The organism is Streptomyces sp. NBC_00075, assembly GCF_045041225.1.
Taxonomy (GTDB): Bacteria; Actinomycetota; Actinomycetes; order Streptomycetales; family Streptomycetaceae; genus Streptomyces; species Streptomyces adonidis.
This window is the reverse complement of sequence record NZ_CP108243.1, coordinates 7,576,868-7,594,358: the sequence shown is the minus strand read 5'-3', so window position 1 is coordinate 7,594,358 and position 17,491 is coordinate 7,576,868. Positions and strand designations below refer to the sequence as shown.

At 69.6% G+C, this 17,491-nt stretch carries 14 protein-coding genes; 2 read left to right on the top strand and 12 right to left on the bottom strand.

Annotated features, from left to right (window positions below; translation table 11 throughout):
- Nucleotides 1–210: 210 nt before the first annotated feature.
- Together OG787_RS33260 and OG787_RS33255 are read right to left on the bottom strand one after the other, a co-directional pair.
- Entirely contained in the window at nt 211–1,011 is an 801-nt protein-coding gene (locus OG787_RS33260; RefSeq protein WP_405537678.1) for a TIGR03936 family radical SAM-associated protein, read from the bottom strand.
- Nucleotides 1,012–1,059: 48 nt separating this feature from the next.
- Nucleotides 1,060–2,256: a hypothetical protein gene (locus OG787_RS33255; RefSeq protein ID WP_405540661.1), complete on the bottom strand. Its 1,197-nt coding sequence runs from the start codon at nt 2,254–2,256 to the stop codon at nt 1,060–1,062.
- A gap of 127 nt (nt 2,257–2,383) precedes the next feature.
- Between OG787_RS33255 and OG787_RS33250 the strand changes: the two genes are divergently transcribed.
- Both OG787_RS33250 and OG787_RS33245 read left to right on the top strand, forming a co-directional pair.
- Complete coding sequence (locus OG787_RS33250) at nt 2,384–3,751, top strand: serine hydrolase domain-containing protein (RefSeq protein ID WP_405537676.1); 1,368 nt, start codon at nt 2,384–2,386, stop codon at nt 3,749–3,751.
- 40 nt (nt 3,752–3,791) lie between these two features.
- The gene (locus OG787_RS33245; RefSeq protein ID WP_369035922.1) at nt 3,792–4,568 is read left to right on the top strand and encodes a methyltransferase domain-containing protein; all 777 of its coding nucleotides are present in this window, start codon (nt 3,792–3,794) and stop codon (nt 4,566–4,568) included.
- Between the two features lie 12 nt (nt 4,569–4,580).
- Here OG787_RS33245 and OG787_RS33240 read toward each other — a convergent pair whose 3' ends face one another.
- The 10 genes from OG787_RS33240 to OG787_RS33195 form a co-directional block, all read right to left on the bottom strand.
- Entirely contained in the window at nt 4,581–6,530 is a 1,950-nt protein-coding gene (locus tag OG787_RS33240; RefSeq protein WP_405537675.1) for a TIGR03960 family B12-binding radical SAM protein, read from the bottom strand.
- A gap of 104 nt (nt 6,531–6,634) precedes the next feature.
- The gene (locus tag OG787_RS33235) at nt 6,635–8,137 is read right to left on the bottom strand and encodes a CHAD domain-containing protein (RefSeq protein ID WP_405537674.1); all 1,503 of its coding nucleotides are present in this window, start codon (nt 8,135–8,137) and stop codon (nt 6,635–6,637) included.
- Between the two features lie 175 nt (nt 8,138–8,312).
- Nucleotides 8,313–9,512, bottom strand: a complete 1,200-nt coding sequence (rodA, locus tag OG787_RS33230; RefSeq protein WP_369035919.1) for a rod shape-determining protein RodA — start codon at nt 9,510–9,512, stop codon at nt 8,313–8,315.
- Nucleotides 9,509–11,776 carry a penicillin-binding protein 2 gene (gene mrdA, locus OG787_RS33225; RefSeq protein ID WP_369035918.1) on the bottom strand — a complete coding sequence of 756 codons (2,268 nt, stop codon included), beginning with the start codon at nt 11,774–11,776 and terminating at the stop codon, nt 9,509–9,511. Before mrdA ends, rodA begins: the two co-directional genes overlap by 4 nt.
- Before the next feature lie 131 nt (nt 11,777–11,907).
- Nucleotides 11,908–12,579: a rod shape-determining protein MreD gene (gene mreD / locus OG787_RS33220; RefSeq protein ID WP_369035917.1), complete on the bottom strand. Its 672-nt coding sequence runs from the start codon at nt 12,577–12,579 to the stop codon at nt 11,908–11,910.
- Nucleotides 12,580–12,594: 15 nt separating this feature from the next.
- Complete coding sequence (mreC, locus tag OG787_RS33215) at nt 12,595–13,539, bottom strand: rod shape-determining protein MreC (RefSeq protein ID WP_369035916.1); 945 nt, start codon at nt 13,537–13,539, stop codon at nt 12,595–12,597.
- 157 nt (nt 13,540–13,696) lie between these two features.
- Nucleotides 13,697–14,716: a rod shape-determining protein gene (locus OG787_RS33210; RefSeq protein WP_235479136.1), complete on the bottom strand. Its 1,020-nt coding sequence runs from the start codon at nt 14,714–14,716 to the stop codon at nt 13,697–13,699.
- A gap of 361 nt (nt 14,717–15,077) precedes the next feature.
- Nucleotides 15,078–15,491, bottom strand: coding sequence for a nucleoside-diphosphate kinase (gene ndk / locus OG787_RS33205; protein WP_369035915.1), 414 nt, complete (start codon nt 15,489–15,491; stop codon nt 15,078–15,080).
- A 68-nt stretch (nt 15,492–15,559) separates the two neighbouring features.
- Nucleotides 15,560–15,922, bottom strand: a complete 363-nt coding sequence (locus OG787_RS33200) for a DUF4233 domain-containing protein (RefSeq protein WP_405537672.1) — start codon at nt 15,920–15,922, stop codon at nt 15,560–15,562.
- A gap of 5 nt (nt 15,923–15,927) precedes the next feature.
- The gene (locus OG787_RS33195; RefSeq protein WP_369035913.1) at nt 15,928–17,412 is read right to left on the bottom strand and encodes a folylpolyglutamate synthase/dihydrofolate synthase family protein; all 1,485 of its coding nucleotides are present in this window, start codon (nt 17,410–17,412) and stop codon (nt 15,928–15,930) included.
- Nucleotides 17,413–17,491 lie beyond the last annotated feature (79 nt).

Below are 17,491 nucleotides of genomic sequence, written 5' to 3'. Positions count from 1 at the left end.
GCCGGTGACGTCCGCGGCTCGCGCAGTGCGCGGTGCCGCCGTCCGGGGCGCGGGCGCCGCACGGGAGCTCTCTGTGTCCTGTCTCGCCGGTTCCGTACGCCATGTTGCGTACGGCCTGGCGAAAGTCTTGTGGTCGGTGCGCTGCCCGACCCAGGTGGCTCCCGAGTACGAGGGCGGCGCTACGACGTCCGTCCCTTCGCGGGACCTTCCTTACGCCGGTGCCTGCGACGCGGCGGCAGTCGGAGCGGCCATGGAGAGGGCCACCGCTGCCTCGCGGTCGGGCGCGAGCGGGTCGGTCACCGTGCCGGTCTCTTCATCGAACAGCCCCTGCGCCAGCCTGGTCACCCCTGCGGGGACCGGCGGCGCCAGGTCGGCCACGGCGCGGAGACCGGACAGGACGTCGTCGGGTCGAACGGCAGGCGTCACGTGCCGAACAACCAGCCGCAGTATCGCACAGGCCTGGTCGGTCGGCCTATCAGCCTGTGGACTGTGCGTCTCATCACCTGGCTCAGCGCCTGCTGTGAGTGCCTCCAGGCCCGCGACCGCGCCCCGGGCATCGAAGGTTCTCATGCCGTTCTTGGCGAGGCGCTGCACCTCGACGGTCTCGGCGGCGTTGAAGAGGTCGACGGCGCGGCGCGCGTCCTCGGGCGCCACACCCTCCAGACGCAGCTCCCATACGGAAGCCGTGAGCCGGTCGGCGAGCCCGGAGGTCCGGGCCTCGACCGCGTCGACGATGTCGAGCCCGGTGGGCAGCGACTCGTCGAGCAGCTCGCGCAGCTTGTCGGGATCGCGCGCTTCGGTGAGCGCGATCTCCAGGTACTCCGCCTCACTGCCCGTGCCGGTGGCTGCGGCATTGGCGTACGACACCTTCGGATGCGGCGTGAACCCCGCCGAGTAGGCCATCGGCACCTCGGCACGGCGCAGCGCACGCTCGAAAGCGCGCTGGAAGTCACGGTGGCTGGTGAACCGGAGGCGGCCGCGCTTGGTGTAGCGCAGTCGGATGCGCTGCACCGTCGGCGCGGGCGGCGGGCCTTCGGGCTGTCGCTTGCCCAGTGTCGTTCAGTCCTTCGTGAGTGCGGTCGTACTGCTACCAAGAGTACGTCCGTCGACGCCTCCTGGTTCCCGCCGGTCCACGGCGACCGCTTCCTTCTGCTCCCCGAAGAGCATCCGCCGGAAGTCGGCCCGGGCCTGCCGTGCCGAGTCGCGTGCGGCGGCCAGCACCTGCCGGGTGACCCGTCCCACACTGCGCGCGGCCTCGGCGGCGGGCCGCAGAACGGCGTCCCGGACGAAGTGCCCGACCGGCGTCAGCACGGTCCGGTACGCCCAGCGCACGGGCTCCACGAAGATCCACCGAAGGAGGGTCCCGAGGAACCGTCCGACGGCGAGCGAGATGTGCCCGGCGATGCGCCAGGCATGTCCGAGCGCGCCCCAGACCTCCCGCCCGATGACGGCGAGGACGCGTCCGACGGGCGTCAGCACCCAGCGCCACAGCGCGAGCGCGGGCAGGACGAGAAGCAGGCGCAGCAGCCAGTAGAGAACGAACCCGATCCCGGTGACCACCATGCCGGCGCACCACGCGACCCCCCGGGCACACCAGGCGACCGCCCTGCCGATCGGCGTGAGGATCCACTCGTACAGCCACTGCGCGGGTACGACGACCAGGTACCGCGCGAGCCAGGCGGCCACGGCGTACGCGCCGAGCCCCACGGCGGCGGCACCCGCCCCGAGTCCCTTGAGCACCCACAGCACCGCGTGCCCCACGGGTGTGAGCACGCGCGCGTAGACCCAGCCGAGCCCGGCACCGATCCCCCGGCACAACCACCCGATCCCTGCGCCGATCCCTCGGCACACCCACCAGAGTCCGGCGCCGATCCCCCGGCACATCCAGGCGAGCCCGTGCCCGAGCGGCGTCAGCACATGCCGGTAGAGCCACACCAGGGGTACGACGACGAGCACCTTCCCGAGCCACCCGAGGGCCTTGCCCAGGGGCTCGACGACGTACCGCCACAGCGCGACGAACGGCCAGACGAGGACGGCCCACAAGACCCAGGCGAGCGCCCGCCCGAGGGGCCGCAGTACCGCGTCCATGAGGAGGCGCCAGCCGACGACGAGCCCGTCCCACACCATCCGCACGGGCACGACCAGCACGAGTACGACGATCCGCACAGGGATGCGAATCGCAACGACGAGACACCCTTCGGGCTGCCGTTCGGGCTGCCGTGCCTCGACCTTCGTGGCCGGTTTCTCCAGATCCATACCGACGTAGACGCGCGGGCCCCCTGTCCGGATGCGGTGTATCCGAAAAGTGACCAGGACGAGGGACAAGGGACGTAAACCTACGACTTTTTGCCCTGCCTGCGTGCGCGGATGCCAAGATGCGCGCATGGGGATGCCGAATGCGCTGAAGTCGAACAGGCTGGCCGAGTACTGCACTTCGACCCTGAACGAGCACAACTGCCCCTCGGCCTCGGTGGCCGTCGTCGAACACGGCGAAGTGACCCTGGCCGAGGCATACGGCCTCGCGGACATCGCCACGGCCCGCCCGGCCACCCCAGAAACGGCCTACGCCCTGGCCTCGGTCACCAAGCCCATGACGGCGACGGCGATCTGCGTGGCGGCGGACGAGGGCCTGCTGGACCTGGACACCCCCGTACCCGTGCCGAACGACCACGGTTGGCCGGCCCCGACCGCCCGCCAACTCCTCCAGCACCGAGGCGGCTTCGGCGCCCACTACGACTTCCACTACACCGGCCCCGGCGCCGACGACCGGATCGACGCGACCCCGTACGCGCGACTGCACCGCCCCCCGGGCACCGCCTTCGAATACGCCAACCTCGGCTACCGGGCCCTGGGCCGGCTGCTGGAAGCGGCGTCTGGCCAAGGTCTCGCGGACTTCGTACGGGAGCGGGTGTACGAGCCCCTCGGCCTCACCGCCCTCCACCTGGGCCCCACCCACCCCGGCCCGGCGCCCTCGGCGACGCGCTACACCGCCGACGGCCGCCCCTATCCGCCGTACTGCGACACCAGCCACCCCGGCGCCACCCTGGGCTGGGCCCCCGCCGCCCAACTGGCCCTCTTCGCCCAGTCGTACGACCGCCTGCTCAAGCCTGAGACGGCGGCGGCCGTCCGCGAGGCGCACCCGGTCAACGCGGGTCTTGGATACGGGCTCGGCTGGTGCCTCTCACGCGGTACCGGTCCCCTGGTGCAGAGCCACGGCGGCGGGATGGGTGGAGTCGCGGCGATCGTCGTGACCGTGCCCGAGCGGCGGCTGTCGGTGTCGGTACTGACCAACAGCACGAACAAGGCGGCCCGCGACAGGATCACCCACCACATCCTCACCGCCCTCGTCCCCGGCTTCACCCCCGAGTCGATCTCCCCGATCACGGAAGACCCGGCACGCCCCCTGTCCCTCCCAACACCCCACTGGCAGGGCACGATCAGCACCCCCGAGGGAGACATCCCGCTGTCACTGACCCTCTCCCCGGAGGACGACCGGGCCCGCCTGCACCTGAACGGCGAGAGCGCGGAAGCCCAGGCGAGCGCATCGCACGCCTGGTCTCTCCAGGCGACCTTCCCCGTGCAACTCCCCACGGCGGACGCCCGGATCAACAGCCCGGAACTGTCACTCCGCCTCCACCACGAACCCGGCAACGGCAGCCTCACCGGGGTGGCACAGGCCCACAAGTCCGGTGACACGGAGGGCCTGTTGGGCAACTTCCTCACGCACCCCTGCCAACTCCAGCCCCGTTGAACCCACTTGGCGCCAGGCACACAACTGCTTGACTGGTCCCATGACGAAGACCCTCGGTGTGCCCAGGCCCGACCAGGCGGCCTACATGCTGCGCGCCGCGTCCGAGGACGCGGGACGGGCGTACAAGCAGCGGCTGCTCGACCTGCTGGACCTCCGCCCGGGCCACACCGTCCTGGACGTGGGCTGCGGCCCCGGCACCGACCTGCCCGCGCTGGCGGAACGCGTCGGCGCGACCGGCCGGGTCATCGGCGTGGACCGGGACCCGGCGATGCTGGCGACGGCCCGTGAACGCACCGCCGCCACAAGCACGGTGGAGCTGAGGGAGGCGGACGCGCACGCCCTGCCCGTCGTCCCCGGGACAGTGGACCGCGCCAAGATCGACCGGGTGCTGATGCATGTGCGGTCCCCGGCGGACGTACTGGCCCAACTCCGCACCGCCACCCGCCCGGGCGCCCTCGTCGCCCTGGCGGAACCCGACTGGGACACCCTGGCGGTGGACTCGGAGGACCTGGAGACGAGCCGCGCCTTCACCCGCTACACCACCGAGAAGGTGGTCCGCCACGCCACCGTCGGGCGCGGCCTCGCCCGCCTGGCGACCCGGGCGGGCTTCCGCGTAGAGACGACGATCGCCACGACCCCGGTCTTCACCGACTTCGAGCACGCCGACCACACCCTGGGCCTCGGGCGCAACATGCAACAGGCCATCGCGGAGGGCCACATCGAAAGGACCCGGGGCGAGACCTGGTTCACCGGCCTCGCCCAAGGCCCCTTCTACGCGTCGTTCACCCTCGTCACGGTGATCTGCTCCCATCCGTGACGTCGGGTCACCTCAGTGACTGTGCCCGGTCCCCACCGGCTGCTTCACGGTCAGCGGCAGCAACTTCTTGCCCGTGGGGCCGATTTGAATGGAAGTGTCCATCTGCGGGCACACCCCACAGTCGAAGCACGGCGTCCACCGGCAGTCCTCGACCTCTGTCTCGTCGAGGGAGTCCTGCCAGTCCTCCCAGAGCCAGTCCTTGTCGAGGCCCGAGTCGAGGTGGTCCCACGGCAGGACTTCCTCGTACGTGCGTTCGCGCGTCGTGTACCAGTCGACGTCCACGCCGAAGGCGGGCAGCGTCTTCTCCGCGCAGGCCATCCAGCGGTCGTACGAGAAGTACTCGCGCCAGCCGTCGAAGCGGCCGCCGTCCTCGTACACCGCGCGGATCACCGCGCCGATGCGCCGGTCGCCGCGTGACAGCAGGCCCTCGACGATGCCGGGCTTGCCGTCGTGGTAGCGGAAGCCGATGGAGCGGCCGTACTTCTTGTCGCCGCGGATCTTGTCGCGGAGCTTCGCGAGACGGGCGTCCGTGTCCTCCGCGCTCAGCTGCGGGGCCCACTGGAAGGGGGTGTGCGGCTTGGGCACGAAGCCGCCGATCGAGACCGTGCAGCGGATGTCGTTCTGGCCGGAGACCCTGCGGCCCTCGGCGATCACGTTCATCGCCATGTCGGCGATCTGGAGGACGTCGTCGTCGGTCTCCGTCGGCAGACCGCACATGAAGTACAGCTTCACCTGGCGCCAGCCGTTGCCGTACGCCGTGGAGACCGTCCGGATCAGGTCCTCTTCCGAGACCATCTTGTTGATGACCTTGCGCATGCGTTCCGAGCCGCCCTCGGGCGCGAAGGTCAGACCCGAGCGACGGCCGTTGCGCGTCAGCTCGTTCGCCAGGTCCACGTTGAAGGCGTCCACGCGGGTGGAGGGGAGCGACAGGCCGATCTTGTCCTCGGTGTAGCGGTCCGCTAGGCCCTTCGCGATGTCACCGATCTCCGAGTGGTCCGCCGAGGACAGGGAGAGGAGGCCGACCTCCTCGAAGCCCGTCGCCTTCAGGCCCTTCTCCACCATCTCGCCGATGCCCGTGATGGAGCGTTCACGGACCGGGCGGGTGATCATGCCCGCCTGGCAGAAACGGCAGCCGCGCGTGCAACCGCGGAAGATCTCGACCGACATCCGCTCGTGGACGGTCTCCGCGAGCGGGACCAGGGGCTGCTTGGGGTAGGGCCACTCGTCCAGGTCCATGACGGTGTGCTTGCTGACCCGCCACGGGACACCGCTCTTGTTCGGTACGACGCGGCCGATCCGCCCGTCCGGCAGGTACTCCACGTCGTAGAACGCCGGGATGTAGACGCTGCCGGTCTTCGCGAGCCGGAACAGGACCTCCTCGCGACCGCCCGGGCGGCCCTCCGCCTTCCAGGCGCGGATGATCTCCGTCATGTCGAGGACGGCCTGCTCGCCGTCGCCGATGATCACCGCGTCGACGAAGTCCGCGATCGGCTCGGGGTTGAAGGCCGCGTGGCCGCCGGCCAGCACGATCGGGTCGTCGAGCGTCCTGTCCTTGGACTCCAGCGGGATGCCCGCGAGGTCCAGCGCCGTCAGCATGTTCGTGTAGCCCAGCTCCGTGGAGAAGGACAGCCCGAACACGTCGAAGGCCTTCACGGGACGGTGGGCGTCCACCGTGAACTGCGGAACGCCGTGCTCCCGCATCAGCGCCTCGAGGTCGGGCCACACGCTGTACGTACGCTCGGCCAGAACGCCCTCGCGTTCGTTCAGTACCTCGTACAGGATCATGACGCCCTGGTTGGGCAGCCCGACCTCGTACGCGTCGGGGTACATGAGCGCCCAGCGGACGTCGCAGTCCTCCCACGGCTTGACCGTGGAGTTGAGCTCTCCGCCGACGTACTGGATGGGCTTCTGCACATGCGGGAGCAGAGCTTCGAGCTGTGGGAAGACCGATTCGGCTGACATCTCGCACTTCCGTGGACCGACAGGGGTGGTCATTCAGCGTAACGCGGCCCGGGACACCCGCCGTACCGCCGAGGATCTCCCCCGCCGGTTCGCCCCACCCGTTCTCAGACGTCCATCCCGTCCTTGGCCGTCGCCCAGGCCTCCGGCGCCGCCTCCTCCACCCGCTCCGCCCGCCGCTCCTCGCGCCCGTACAGCAACCCGTACGTGAAGGTGTTCTCGCCCGCCGCGTGCGCCACGGCGGCCAGCTCCCCCAGGGTCGTGCGGACCATGACGCTGTCCTGGTGGTCGCCGAGGAGGCTCTGGAGGGACTTCATCGACTTGACGAGCGCCTTGGCCGGGCCGCCGAGGGCCGGACCCGCCGCCTCGGCCGCGTACCGGGTGCGCTTGGCCTTCTTGCGGGCCTCGTGCAGCCCGAGGTCACGGTCGGCGCCGGACGGCTGCTCCATGCCCTCCTCGATCAGCGCGGCCACCTTCGCGAAGTCCTTGCGTACGGCCTTGGCGAGCACCTTTTCCGGATTCTTCGCCGCCGCCTCGAGCACCGGCGGGTCGGCGACCACGGCGTCCAGGGTGTCGAGGAGGGCCAGATAGCGCGGGGAGTCCAGCACACCGAGCAGTCGGCTGCGGGCCCCGCCGTACTCGGCCTTGGACCAGGCGGCCAGCCGGTCACGGACCGGGCCGTGGACGAGGGTGGGGGCCAGTTCGTCGAGAACCGTGTTCAGCCGTTCGGCCAGCACCTCCTGGTCGCGGCCCACGCCCAGCTCCCCGGCGAGCCACTTCAGCTCGTCGCCGATCGGGTCGGTGACCTCCCGGTCGAGAACCTTGCCGAAGGACTTGAAGGTGCTGCGCAGCCGCCGTGTGGCGACCCGCATGTCGTGCACGGACTCCTCGGTGTCCTGGCGCACGGCCGGATCGAGGTCGACGACGGCGTCCCGCTGGGCGCGGACATAGGCGAGGACGTGATCGCCGGCGGTCACGGGCTCGGCGGGTTCCGCCTCCGGCCGCGGCTGCCCGCCCTTGGTCTCCGCCAGCGCCCGCGCCAGCTTCGACGAGGACTTCGACGGCCGTACGCCCGACTTGCGCAGGCGCTTCTCGACCTTGTCCAGGACGCGGATGTCGCCGCCGTCGGCCAACTCCACCTCGATCTCGGTCCACTGGGCGGTACCGTCACCGCCGAACAGCCGCTCCGCCCGTACGGTGTCCACGCCGACCTCGGCGAGCTGCTTGCCCTCGGCGTCGACGAGATCGCGCACGTCCCGCGCGGAGCGCAGCCGGACCACGGGCACCAGCTGCCCCTCACGGACCCGGGCGCGGACCAGCCCGGCCAGTTCGTCGGGGACGGTGTCGGAGAGCGGGACCTGGATCTCGTCCCGCACCCCCGGGCCGACCGGCAGTTTGAGGTGCCAGCCGGCGTCGGAACCACCGGTGCGGCGGCGCAGGGTGATCGACGCGGAGGCCAGACGCAGGTCAGAGGTGTCGTAGTAGGTCGCGTCCAGCTCGGCGGTGCCTTTGTCGAGGACTTCGGCGACCCCGGCGACACCGGTCAGGTCGGGCAGCCCACTGTCGTCGGATTCGTACTTCCGCTCGATTTCCCGCTTTGTGTCCGCCATGAATTGAATCTAGTCACGATTCGGCGTCGACGGCAGCCCCCAAAGGTCACCTATTGGCCATCCGGGACACATCTCCTGTTCGCGTGGACAACACCGCACCCCAAAGGGGCGCGGGGAACTGCGCGACCAGCCCCCACCGAACCCGCGGACAAAGAACCGCCGATCCCGCGGAGCGCTACGCAGACATGGGCCGTTCCACCCTGATCGACTGCAACAGCCCCACCGCCACCCACACGGCGAACATCGACGATCCTCCGTACGACACGAAGGGCAGTGGCAGACCGGCGACCGGCATGATCCCCAGGGTCATCCCGATGTTCTCGAACGACTGGAACGCGAACCACGCGATGATCCCGGCGGCGACGATCGTGCCGTACAACTCGGTCGTCTCGCGGGCGATACGGCAGGCCCGCCACAGCACCACGCCCAGCAGCAGGATGATCAGGCCCGCGCCCACGAAGCCCAGCTCCTCCCCCGCGACCGTGAACACGAAGTCGGTCTGCTGCTCCGGGACGAACTGGCCGGTGGTCTGCGAGCCGTGGAACAGGCCCGTGCCCGTCAGCCCGCCCGAACCGATCGCGATCCTCGCCTGGTTGGTGTTGTAGCCGACGCCGGACGGGTCCAGCTCCGGGTTGGCGAAGGCGGCGAAGCGGTTGATCTGGTACTCGTCCAGGACCCCGAGCTGCCAGACCAGGACCGCGCCCAGTGCTCCCGTGCCCAGCAGGCCGAAGATCCAGCGGTTGGAGGCGCCGGACGCCAGCAGCACCCCGAGCACGATGATGACCATGACCATGACCGACCCGAGGTCGGGCATCAGCATGACGATCATCATCGGCACGGTGGCCAGACCCAGGGCCTGGAGGACCGTGCGGTGGTCGGGGTAGGGCTTGTCGCCCGCGTCGACCCGGGCGGCCAGCAGCATCGCCATGCCCAGGATGATCGTGATCTTCACGAACTCCGAGGGCTGGAGCGAGAAGCCGCCGCCGAGCACGATCCACGCGTGGGCGCCGTTGACGGTCGCGCCCAGCGGGGTCAGCACCATGAGGATCAGGAAGACCGAGAGCCCGTACAGGATCGGGACCGCGGTGCGCAGGGTGCGGTGACCGAGCCAGACCGTGCCGATCATCAGACAGAACCCGATGCCGGTGTTCATCAGATGCCGGATCAGGAAGTAGTACTGGTCGCCCTGGTTGATCTCGGTGCGGTTGCGCGTCGCCGAGTAGACCAGGATCGCGCCCATGAAGGACAGCGCGAGCGCGGACAGCAGTATCGGCCAGTCCAGCCTGCGGGCCAACGAGTCGCGGGCCAGCAGCCGGGACAGGGACGAGCGTTCGGGGCCGTAGCCGGAGACGGAGAAGGTGTTCGCGCCGGTCATGTCGTGGTCGTCCTTCGCGTACTCCGCCCGCGCCTGCGTCTGCGGCCGCCCTGTGCTCGTCGGCCGCTGCGGTTGGCGCGTGTGCCCTCCGAGGCGACCGTGGCCGGCGGGAGCTGCCCGGCCGCGAGGGCGAGCGCCTCCTCGGTGGCCTGCGTCTCCGGGACGTACGGCTTGATCTTCGGGGCGTCGATCGAGCCGTCCGACTCGATCTTCGGCAGGCTCTTCTGCGGGGTGGGCAGCAGCGCCTTCCTGTTGTCGATCTTGCCGTCCTCGGAGACGCCGTACAGCGCCTCGTAGATGTTGCGGACGGCCGGTCCCGAGGCGCCGGAGCCCGTACCACCCTGGGAGATCGTCATGACGATCGTGTAGTCCTTGGTGTACGTCGCGAACCACGAGGTGGTCTGCTTGCCGTAGACCTCGGCCGTACCCGTCTTGGCGTGCATCGGGATCTTGTCCTGCGGCCAGCCGCCGAACCGCCAGGCCGCCGAACCACGGGTGACGACTCCCTCGAGGGCACCGTCTATGTCCTTCAGGGTCGACTTCGAGATCGGCAGCTTGCCGTGCGCCTTGGGCTTGATCGCCTCGACGGACTTGCCGTCGGCACTGACGATCGCCTTGCCGACGGTCGGGTCGTACAGGGTGCCGCCGTTGGAGATCGCCGAGTAGATCGTCGCCATCTGTATCGGTGTGACGAGGATGTCGCCCTGCCCGATGGAGTAGTTGACGGAGTCACCGGCGCGCATCAGGTTGCCTTCGAGGCAGTTCTCGTACGCGATCTGCTGGGCGTACGTGCCGCCCTTCTTGCCGTACTTGCACCAGGAGGCCTTGTTGGCCTTCCAGTAGTCCTGCTTCCACTTGCGGTCGGGGACGCGGCCGGTGACCTCGTTGGGGAGGTCGATGCCGGTCTCGGCGCCGAGGCCGAACTGGTGGGCGGTGGTGTAGAACCAGTTCTTCGCGTTCTTGTTCGGCTTCAGGCCGCCGTCCTTCGCCCACTGGTCGTGGGCGAGGCGGTAGAAGACGGTGTCGCAGGAGACCTCGATGGCGCGGCCGAGGCTGATCGGGCCGTACCCCTTGGACTCGTAGTTCTTGAAGACCTGGCCGCCGATCGAGTACGAGCTGGAGCAGTCGTAGTTCCCGTCGAAGGGGTAGCCCGCGTTGACGGCGGCCGAGGTGGAGATGACCTTGAAGATCGAGCCGGGGGCAGCCTGACCCTGGATCGCCCGGTTGAGCAGCGGGTAGTTGGAGTTCTTCCCGGTCAGCTTGGCGTAGTCCTTGGCGGAGATGCCGCCGACCCAGGCGTTCGGGTCGTACGTCGGGTTGGACGCCATGGCGACGACCCGGCCCGTCTTGGCCTCCATGACGACGACCGCGCCCGCGTCGGCCTTGTAGTTCTCGCTGGTGTTGTCGTCGTACTCCTTGCGGGCTTCCTTCATCGCGTTGTTCAGCTCGTACTCGGCGACCCGCTGGACCCTCGCGTCTATGCTCGTGACGAGGTTGGAGCCGGACTGTGCGGGGTCCGCCTCGGCGGTGCCGATGACCCGGCCGAGGTTGTCGACCTCGTAGCGGGTGACGCCGGCCTTGCCGCGCAGCTCCTTGTCGTACTCCCGCTCGAGACCGGAGCGGCCGACCTGGTCGGAGCGCAGATACGGCGAGTCGGTGTCCTGCGCCTTGGTGATCTCCTCGTCGGTGACCGGGGAGAGATAGCCGAGGACCTGGGCGGTGTTGGACCCGCCCGGGCCCGCGTACCGGCGTACGGCCTCGGGTTCGGCGGTGATGCCGGGGAAGTCCTCGGAGCGCTCGCGGATCTGGAGGGCCTGGCGGGCGGTGGCCTCGTCGGTGATGGGGATCGGCTGGTACGGCGAGCCGTTCCAGCAGGGCTGCGGCGTCTTCGAGTCGCAGAGCCGGACCTTGTCCTTGACGTCCTTGGGCTTCATGCCCAGGACCCCGGCGAGCTTGGTGAGGACGGCGTCGCCGTCGTCCGTCATCTTCAGCAGTTCGGTGCGCGACGCGGAGACGACGAGGCGTGTCTCGTTGTCCGCGATCGGCACCCCGCGCGCGTCGAGGATCGACCCGCGGACGGCGGGCTGCACGACCTGCTGCACATGGTTGCCGGACGCCTCCTTGGCGTAGGCGTCGCCCTCGCGGATCTGGAGGTACCACAGCCGGCCGCCGAGGGTGCCGAGGAGGGAGAGGACGAGGATCTGGATGACGACGAGCCGGATCTGGACGCGTGGCGTCCGCCCGGTCTCGGGAATGTTGGTCACTGGTGCTGCCTCCCCCTCTCAGTGCGCCGACGTGTGTGACGTAGACGTGTGTGCGCGTACGAATGATGAACGGGCGACCTGTGAGGCCGCGTTCCGCCCCGGCGAACCCGTTCGAGTGAACTCTCGGGCGGTCACAGGCGCTTGACCCCCTTGATGCGGCCGGCGCGGGCGGCCTTCGAGCGGGCCGCCTTCACCTTCAGGCCGCCGCGCTGGCTGCCGATGCGCAGGCCGGTGCCGGAGGAGAGCCAGCCGGAGGAGATGTCGGCCTTCTTGCCCGAGGAGTTGGTCTCGGCGAGCGGATCGTTCTCCGCTCTGCGGGCCAGGAACATGATGCCGGGGACCACGAAGGGCGCGAGCAGCAGGTCGTACACCGCGGCCGTGAACAGCAGGCTGCCGAGGCCCACGTTGCGGGCGGCGGTGTCGCCGACGAGGGCGCCGACACCGGCGTACAGCAGGGTCGTGCCGACGGCGGCGCCGACCACGACGGCCATCGGGCCGGTGGCCGACTTGACCTGCCCGTTCTCGGGTTTGACCAGGCCGGCGAGGTAGCCGATGACACAGAGCACGAGGGCGTAGCGGCCGGCCGCGTGGTCGGCGGGCGGGGCGAGGTCGGCGAGGAGTCCGGCGCCGAAGCCGACGAGGGCGCCGCCGACATGGCCGTACACCAGGGCGAGGCCGAGGACGGTCAGCAGGAGGAGGTCGGGGACGGCGCCCGGGAGGTGCAGGCGGGCGAGGACGCTCACCTGGACCACCATGGCGACGACCACCAGGGTGGTGGAGAGGAGCATCCGGTTGAAACGCATGGGGAAGTTCAGCTCCTACTGCTCTTGCTGGTACTGGCCGTCGGCCGCCGACGCGGTCGGGGTCACCGTGACGGTGACCGTCGGTGTGGGCGTCGGCTTCGGCTTGGCCGGGAGGACGGTGTCGCGCGGGTCGGTGCGCGGGGCCTCGACGACGACACCGACGATGTCGAGCTTGGTGAAGCCGACGAACGGCGTGACGTAGATCGTGCGGGTCAGGTCGCCGCCGGACGGATCGACCCGGGACACGACCCCGACGGGTACGCCGGGCACGAACGGCTTGTCGGCCTGCGAGCCGAAGGTGACGAGCCGGTCGCCCTTGCTCACCTTGGCCTTGCCGTTGAGGAGTTGGACGCGCAGCGGCCGGTCGCCCTGCCCGGAGGCGAAGCCCAGTTCGTCGCTGCCCTCCATGCGCGTACCGACGGTGAAGTCGGGGTCGTTGGCGAGGAGCACGGTCGAGGTGCCGGGGCCGACGGTGGTGACGCGGCCGACGAGTCCGTCGCCGTTCAGTACGGTCATGTCGCGCTTCACGCCGTCGTTCGCGCCGATGTCGATGGTGACCGTCCAGGAGAAGCCCTGGGCCGCTCCTATGGCGATGACCTCGGCGCCCTTGATGCCGTACTGCCCGGCACCGGCCGACTTGAGCATCTTGTCGAGCTGGTTGAGTCTGCTGCGGTTGCGATCGCCGCTGCCGAGACGGGCCTTGAGCGCCGCGTTCTCCTTCTCCAGCGCGGCGAGCCGGTCGTGCCGCTCACCGGAGTCGCGTACGGCGGAGACCGCGTCGCCGACCGGGTCGACCACGGTGGCCACCCCGTCCTCGACCGGCCCGAAGACGGCTGCCGCGGCCTGCCGGGCACCGTCGACCGGTGAGTCCTCCCCGCCGCGGATGTCCACCGTGATCAGCGCGAACGCGATCGCGATCAGCAGCACCAGGAGCAGCCGGCTCTCTCGTGTGTCCCTCACGTGCGGCGGCCGTGCCTTCCTCAATAGAGTTTTTGGGCAACAGAGTCTTTGGGAGTCTTTGGCAGCAATGGAGTTCTTTGGGCGAGCTTATGCCTCTATATCAACGATCCGCCGCACGAGAGGAGATCATCTCGTACGGCGGAATCGAAGAGTTACGTCATCTGCGCGGCTGCGCGTCCAGCACCTGCTGGAGCGCCTCGAACTCCTCCACGCACTTGCCGGAACCGAGCACCACGCTGTCCAGCGGGTCCTCGGCGATGTGGATGGGCATGCCGGTCTCCCGGCGCAGCCGCTCGTCGAGCCCGCGGAGCAGGGCGCCACCGCCGGTCAGAACGATTCCGCGGTCCATGATGTCGCCGGACAGCTCGGGCGGGCACTTGTCGAGGGTGGTCTTCACGGCGTCGACGATCGCGTTGACCGGTTCTTCGATGGCCTTGCGGACTTCGGCCGCGGAGATCACGACGGTCTTGGGCAGCCCGGAGACGAGGTCCCGGCCGCGGATTTCGGTGTGTTCGTCAGCGTCGAGGTCGTACGCCGAACCGATCGTGATCTTGATCTGTTCGGCCGTCCGCTCACCGAGGAGGAGCGAGTACTCCTTCTTGATGTGCTGGATGATCGCGTTGTCCAGTTCGTCACCCGCGACGCGGATGGACTGGGCGGTGACGATGCCGCCGAGGGAGATGACCGCGACCTCCGTGGTGCCGCCGCCGATGTCCACCACCATGTTGCCCGTGGCCTCATGGACCGGCAGGCCGGAACCGATGGCCGCGGCCATGGGCTCCTCGATGATGTGCACCTGGCGCGCGCCGGCCTGGGACGAGGCCTCGATGACGGCGCGGCGCTCGACGCCCGTGATGCCCGAGGGCACACAGACGACGACACGGGGACGGGCGAGATACCGCCGCTTGTGAATCTTCAGAATGAAGTAGCGGAGCATCCGCTCGGTGATCTCGAAGTCGGCGATGACGCCGTCCCTGAGCGGGCGCACGGCAACGATGTTGCCGGGCGTCCGACCGATCATCTTCTTCGCTTCCGATCCGACCGCGAGAATGCCACCGGTGTTGGTGTTGATCGCGACGACGGACGGCTCGTTGAGTACGATCCCGCGACCCCTGACGTACACCAGCGTGTTGGCGGTCCCGAGGTCGACAGCCATGTCACGGCCGATGAACGACATTGAGTTCCCCATCAGGATTCGTCTGGCCTTCCCAAGTGAAGCGTGTGATGGCTTTGGTTTGGGGTGGCGAAGTGGGTGCGGTGACGTGAAGGCTTGCAAGGCTTACATCGTAGTCTCGCCTGCACGAACACCGCGCGAGGGTCTTCGCCATTGTCAGCATGCGATGTGCCGTCTCGCTTCTGGAGACGAGCGTTCGGGGGTAGGCGTTCCCCCGATCGGCACGCATATGCCGGGGGACGGCCGGTTTTCGACGGCCGTCCCAGGTCGGACAATCCTCGGGCATCCGAGTGAGGTGACGGTTCCTCAGAAACGGTGTGTGCAGAAACTGCGCAAGAACTTCACCGGCCGGATACGCGGGTGCTCAGTCGCGGCCGGGGAAGAAGATCTTCAGCTCGCGCTCGGCGGACTCCTCGGAGTCGGAGGCGTGGATGAGGTTCTCGCGGACGATCACGCCGTAGTCACCGCGGATGGAACCGGGGGCGGCGGCGATGGGGTCGGTGGGCCCGGCGAGCGCGCGCACACCCTCGATGACCCGCTCTCCCTCGACGACCAGGGCGACGACGGGGCCGGACGCCATGAACTCGACGAGGGGCTCGTAGAAGGGCTTGCCCTTGTGCTCGCCGTAGTGCTGCTCCAGCGTCTCCTGGTCCAGGGTGCGCAGCTCCAGCGCGGTGATGCGCCAGCCGGCCTTGCGCTCGATCCGGCCGATGATCTCGCCGGTCAGGCCGCGACGGACGGCGTCGGGCTTGAGGAGGACGAGGGTGCGCTGAGTCACGGGGGTGGCTCCATTCGAGGTCACGTATGTGCGGTGTTCAGAGGCTACAGGGCCGCCCTGAGCGGGTGTCACGCAGCGTCAGGACTGGTACCGGCCGACTGGGCCTGCGCGGCGAATCTCGCCTTCGCCTCGTCGATCTTCCGGCCGTAGTGCACGGATGCCCACCACAGCGCGGCGAACATCGCGCCCATGAAGTACATGGTCGGGACGACGGTGCCGGACGCGATGAGCGCGATCTGGAGCGCCCAGCCGAGCTGGATGCCGCCGGGCCGGGTGATCGCACCGCACAGCAGCACGCACAGGAGCATGGCGATGCCGCTGACCGTCCACACGGTCGACGTGGACAGGTCGGGGTCCTTCATGGCGACGAGACCGGCGAAACCGATCACGAAGACCTCGCCGATCAGGGTCGAAGCACAGAGCGTACGCACGGAAGTCAGCCCCTCCCCAGGAGCAGTCGGGCCTCGCCGACGGTGATGACGGAGCCGGTGACGAGGACACCGGCGCCCGAGTACTCCCCGTCCTCCTCGGCGAGGGTGATGGCGGCCTCCAGGGCGTCGTCGAGCCGCGGCTCGACCTGGACGCGGTCGTCGCCGAAGACCTCGACGGCGATGGCGGCCAGCTCGTCGACGTCCATCGCGCGCTGGCTGGAGTTCTGCGTGATCACGACCTCGGCGAAGATCGGCTCGAAGGCCTCAAGCAGCCCGCGTACGTTCTTGTCGCCGCTCGCCCCGACCACCCCGATCAGCCGGCTGAAGTCGAAGGCCTCGCCGACCCCCTCGGCGGTGGCCCGTGCGCCCGCCGGGTTGTGCGCGGCGTCGAGCACGACGGTGGGAGAGCGCCGTACGATCTCCAGCCGCCCGGGGGACGTCACCGCGGCGAACGCCTTGCGGACGGTGTCGGTGTCGAGGGGCTCGGGCCGCTGGGTGCCGACGCCGAAGAACGCCTCGACGGCGGCAAGGGCGACGGCCGCGTTGTGAGCCTGGTAGCCGCCGTGCAGCGGCAGGAAGATCTCCTCGTACTCCCCGCCGAGCCCGCGCAGCGTCAGCATCTGCCCGCCGACGGCGACCGTGCGGCTGACGACCCCGAACTCCAGGCCCTCCCTGGCCACCGTGGCGTCCACCTCGACGGCCTTCTTCAGCAGCACCTGGGCCGCGTCGACCGGCTGCTGGGCGAGGATCACGGTCGCGTCCTGCTTGATGATCCCGCCCTTCTCGACGGCGATCTCACCGGGCGTCCCGCCGAGCCGGTCGGTGTGGTCGAGGTCGATGGGCGTCACGACGGCCACATCGGCGTCGATGACGTTGGTGGCGTCCCAGCTGCCCCCCATCCCGACCTCGACGACGGCCACGTCGACCGGGGCGTCGGCGAAGGCGGCGTACGCCATGCCGGTCAGCACCTCGAAGAAGGAGAGCCGGAACTCCTGCTGGGCGTCGACCATCTCGACGTACGCCTTGATGTCGTCGTACGTCTCGACGAACCGCTCGGCCGGGATGGGCGCCCCGTCGAGGCTGATCCGCTCGGTGATCGACTGGACGTGCGGGGAGGTGTACCGGCCGGTGCGCAGGTCGAAGGCGCCGAGGAGGGCCTCGATCATGCGGGCGGTGGAGGTCTTGCCGTTGGTGCCGGTGATGTGGATCGAGGGGTACGCGCGCTGGGGCTCGCCCAGGACGTCCATCAGCGCGGCGATACGGCTGACGCTGGGCTCCAGCTTGGTTTCGCCCCAGCGGGTGGCGAGGTCCGCCTCGACGGTGCGGAGGGCCTTGTCGACCTCGGGGTCGGTGGGGCGGCCCGGCACGTCGGTGCTCGGGGCTCCGCCCTGGGTGCGGAGGGTGCGGCTGCCGGCCTCGATGACCGCGAGGTCGGGGTCTCGGTCGGTCTCGGCGTCGATGATGTCGTCGAAGGGGTCGGTGTCGCTCACGGAGTCAGTCTACGGAGCCGCCGCGCTGCCCGAACGCGTGGGTTTTCGCCCCCGCCGCCCCTACCCGTTCCCATCCCTG

Coding starts and splice junctions, on each gene's coding strand:
- OG787_RS33255 (WP_405540661.1), bottom strand. CDS start 2,256: ATGGATCTGGAGAAACCGGCCACGAAGGTCGAGGCACGGCAGCCCGAA.
- OG787_RS33250 (WP_405537676.1), top strand. CDS start 2,384: ATGGGGATGCCGAATGCGCTGAAGTCGAACAGGCTGGCCGAGTACTGC.
- OG787_RS33245 (WP_369035922.1), top strand. CDS start 3,792: ATGACGAAGACCCTCGGTGTGCCCAGGCCCGACCAGGCGGCCTACATG.
- OG787_RS33240 (WP_405537675.1), bottom strand. CDS start 6,530: ATGTCAGCCGAATCGGTCTTCCCACAGCTCGAAGCTCTGCTCCCGCAT.
- OG787_RS33235 (WP_405537674.1), bottom strand. CDS start 8,137: ATGGCGGACACAAAGCGGGAAATCGAGCGGAAGTACGAATCCGACGAC.
- rodA (WP_369035919.1), bottom strand. CDS start 9,512: ATGACCGGCGCGAACACCTTCTCCGTCTCCGGCTACGGCCCCGAACGC.
- mreD (WP_369035917.1), bottom strand. CDS start 12,579: ATGCGTTTCAACCGGATGCTCCTCTCCACCACCCTGGTGGTCGTCGCC.
- OG787_RS33210 (WP_235479136.1), bottom strand. CDS start 14,716: ATGTCGTTCATCGGCCGTGACATGGCTGTCGACCTCGGGACCGCCAAC.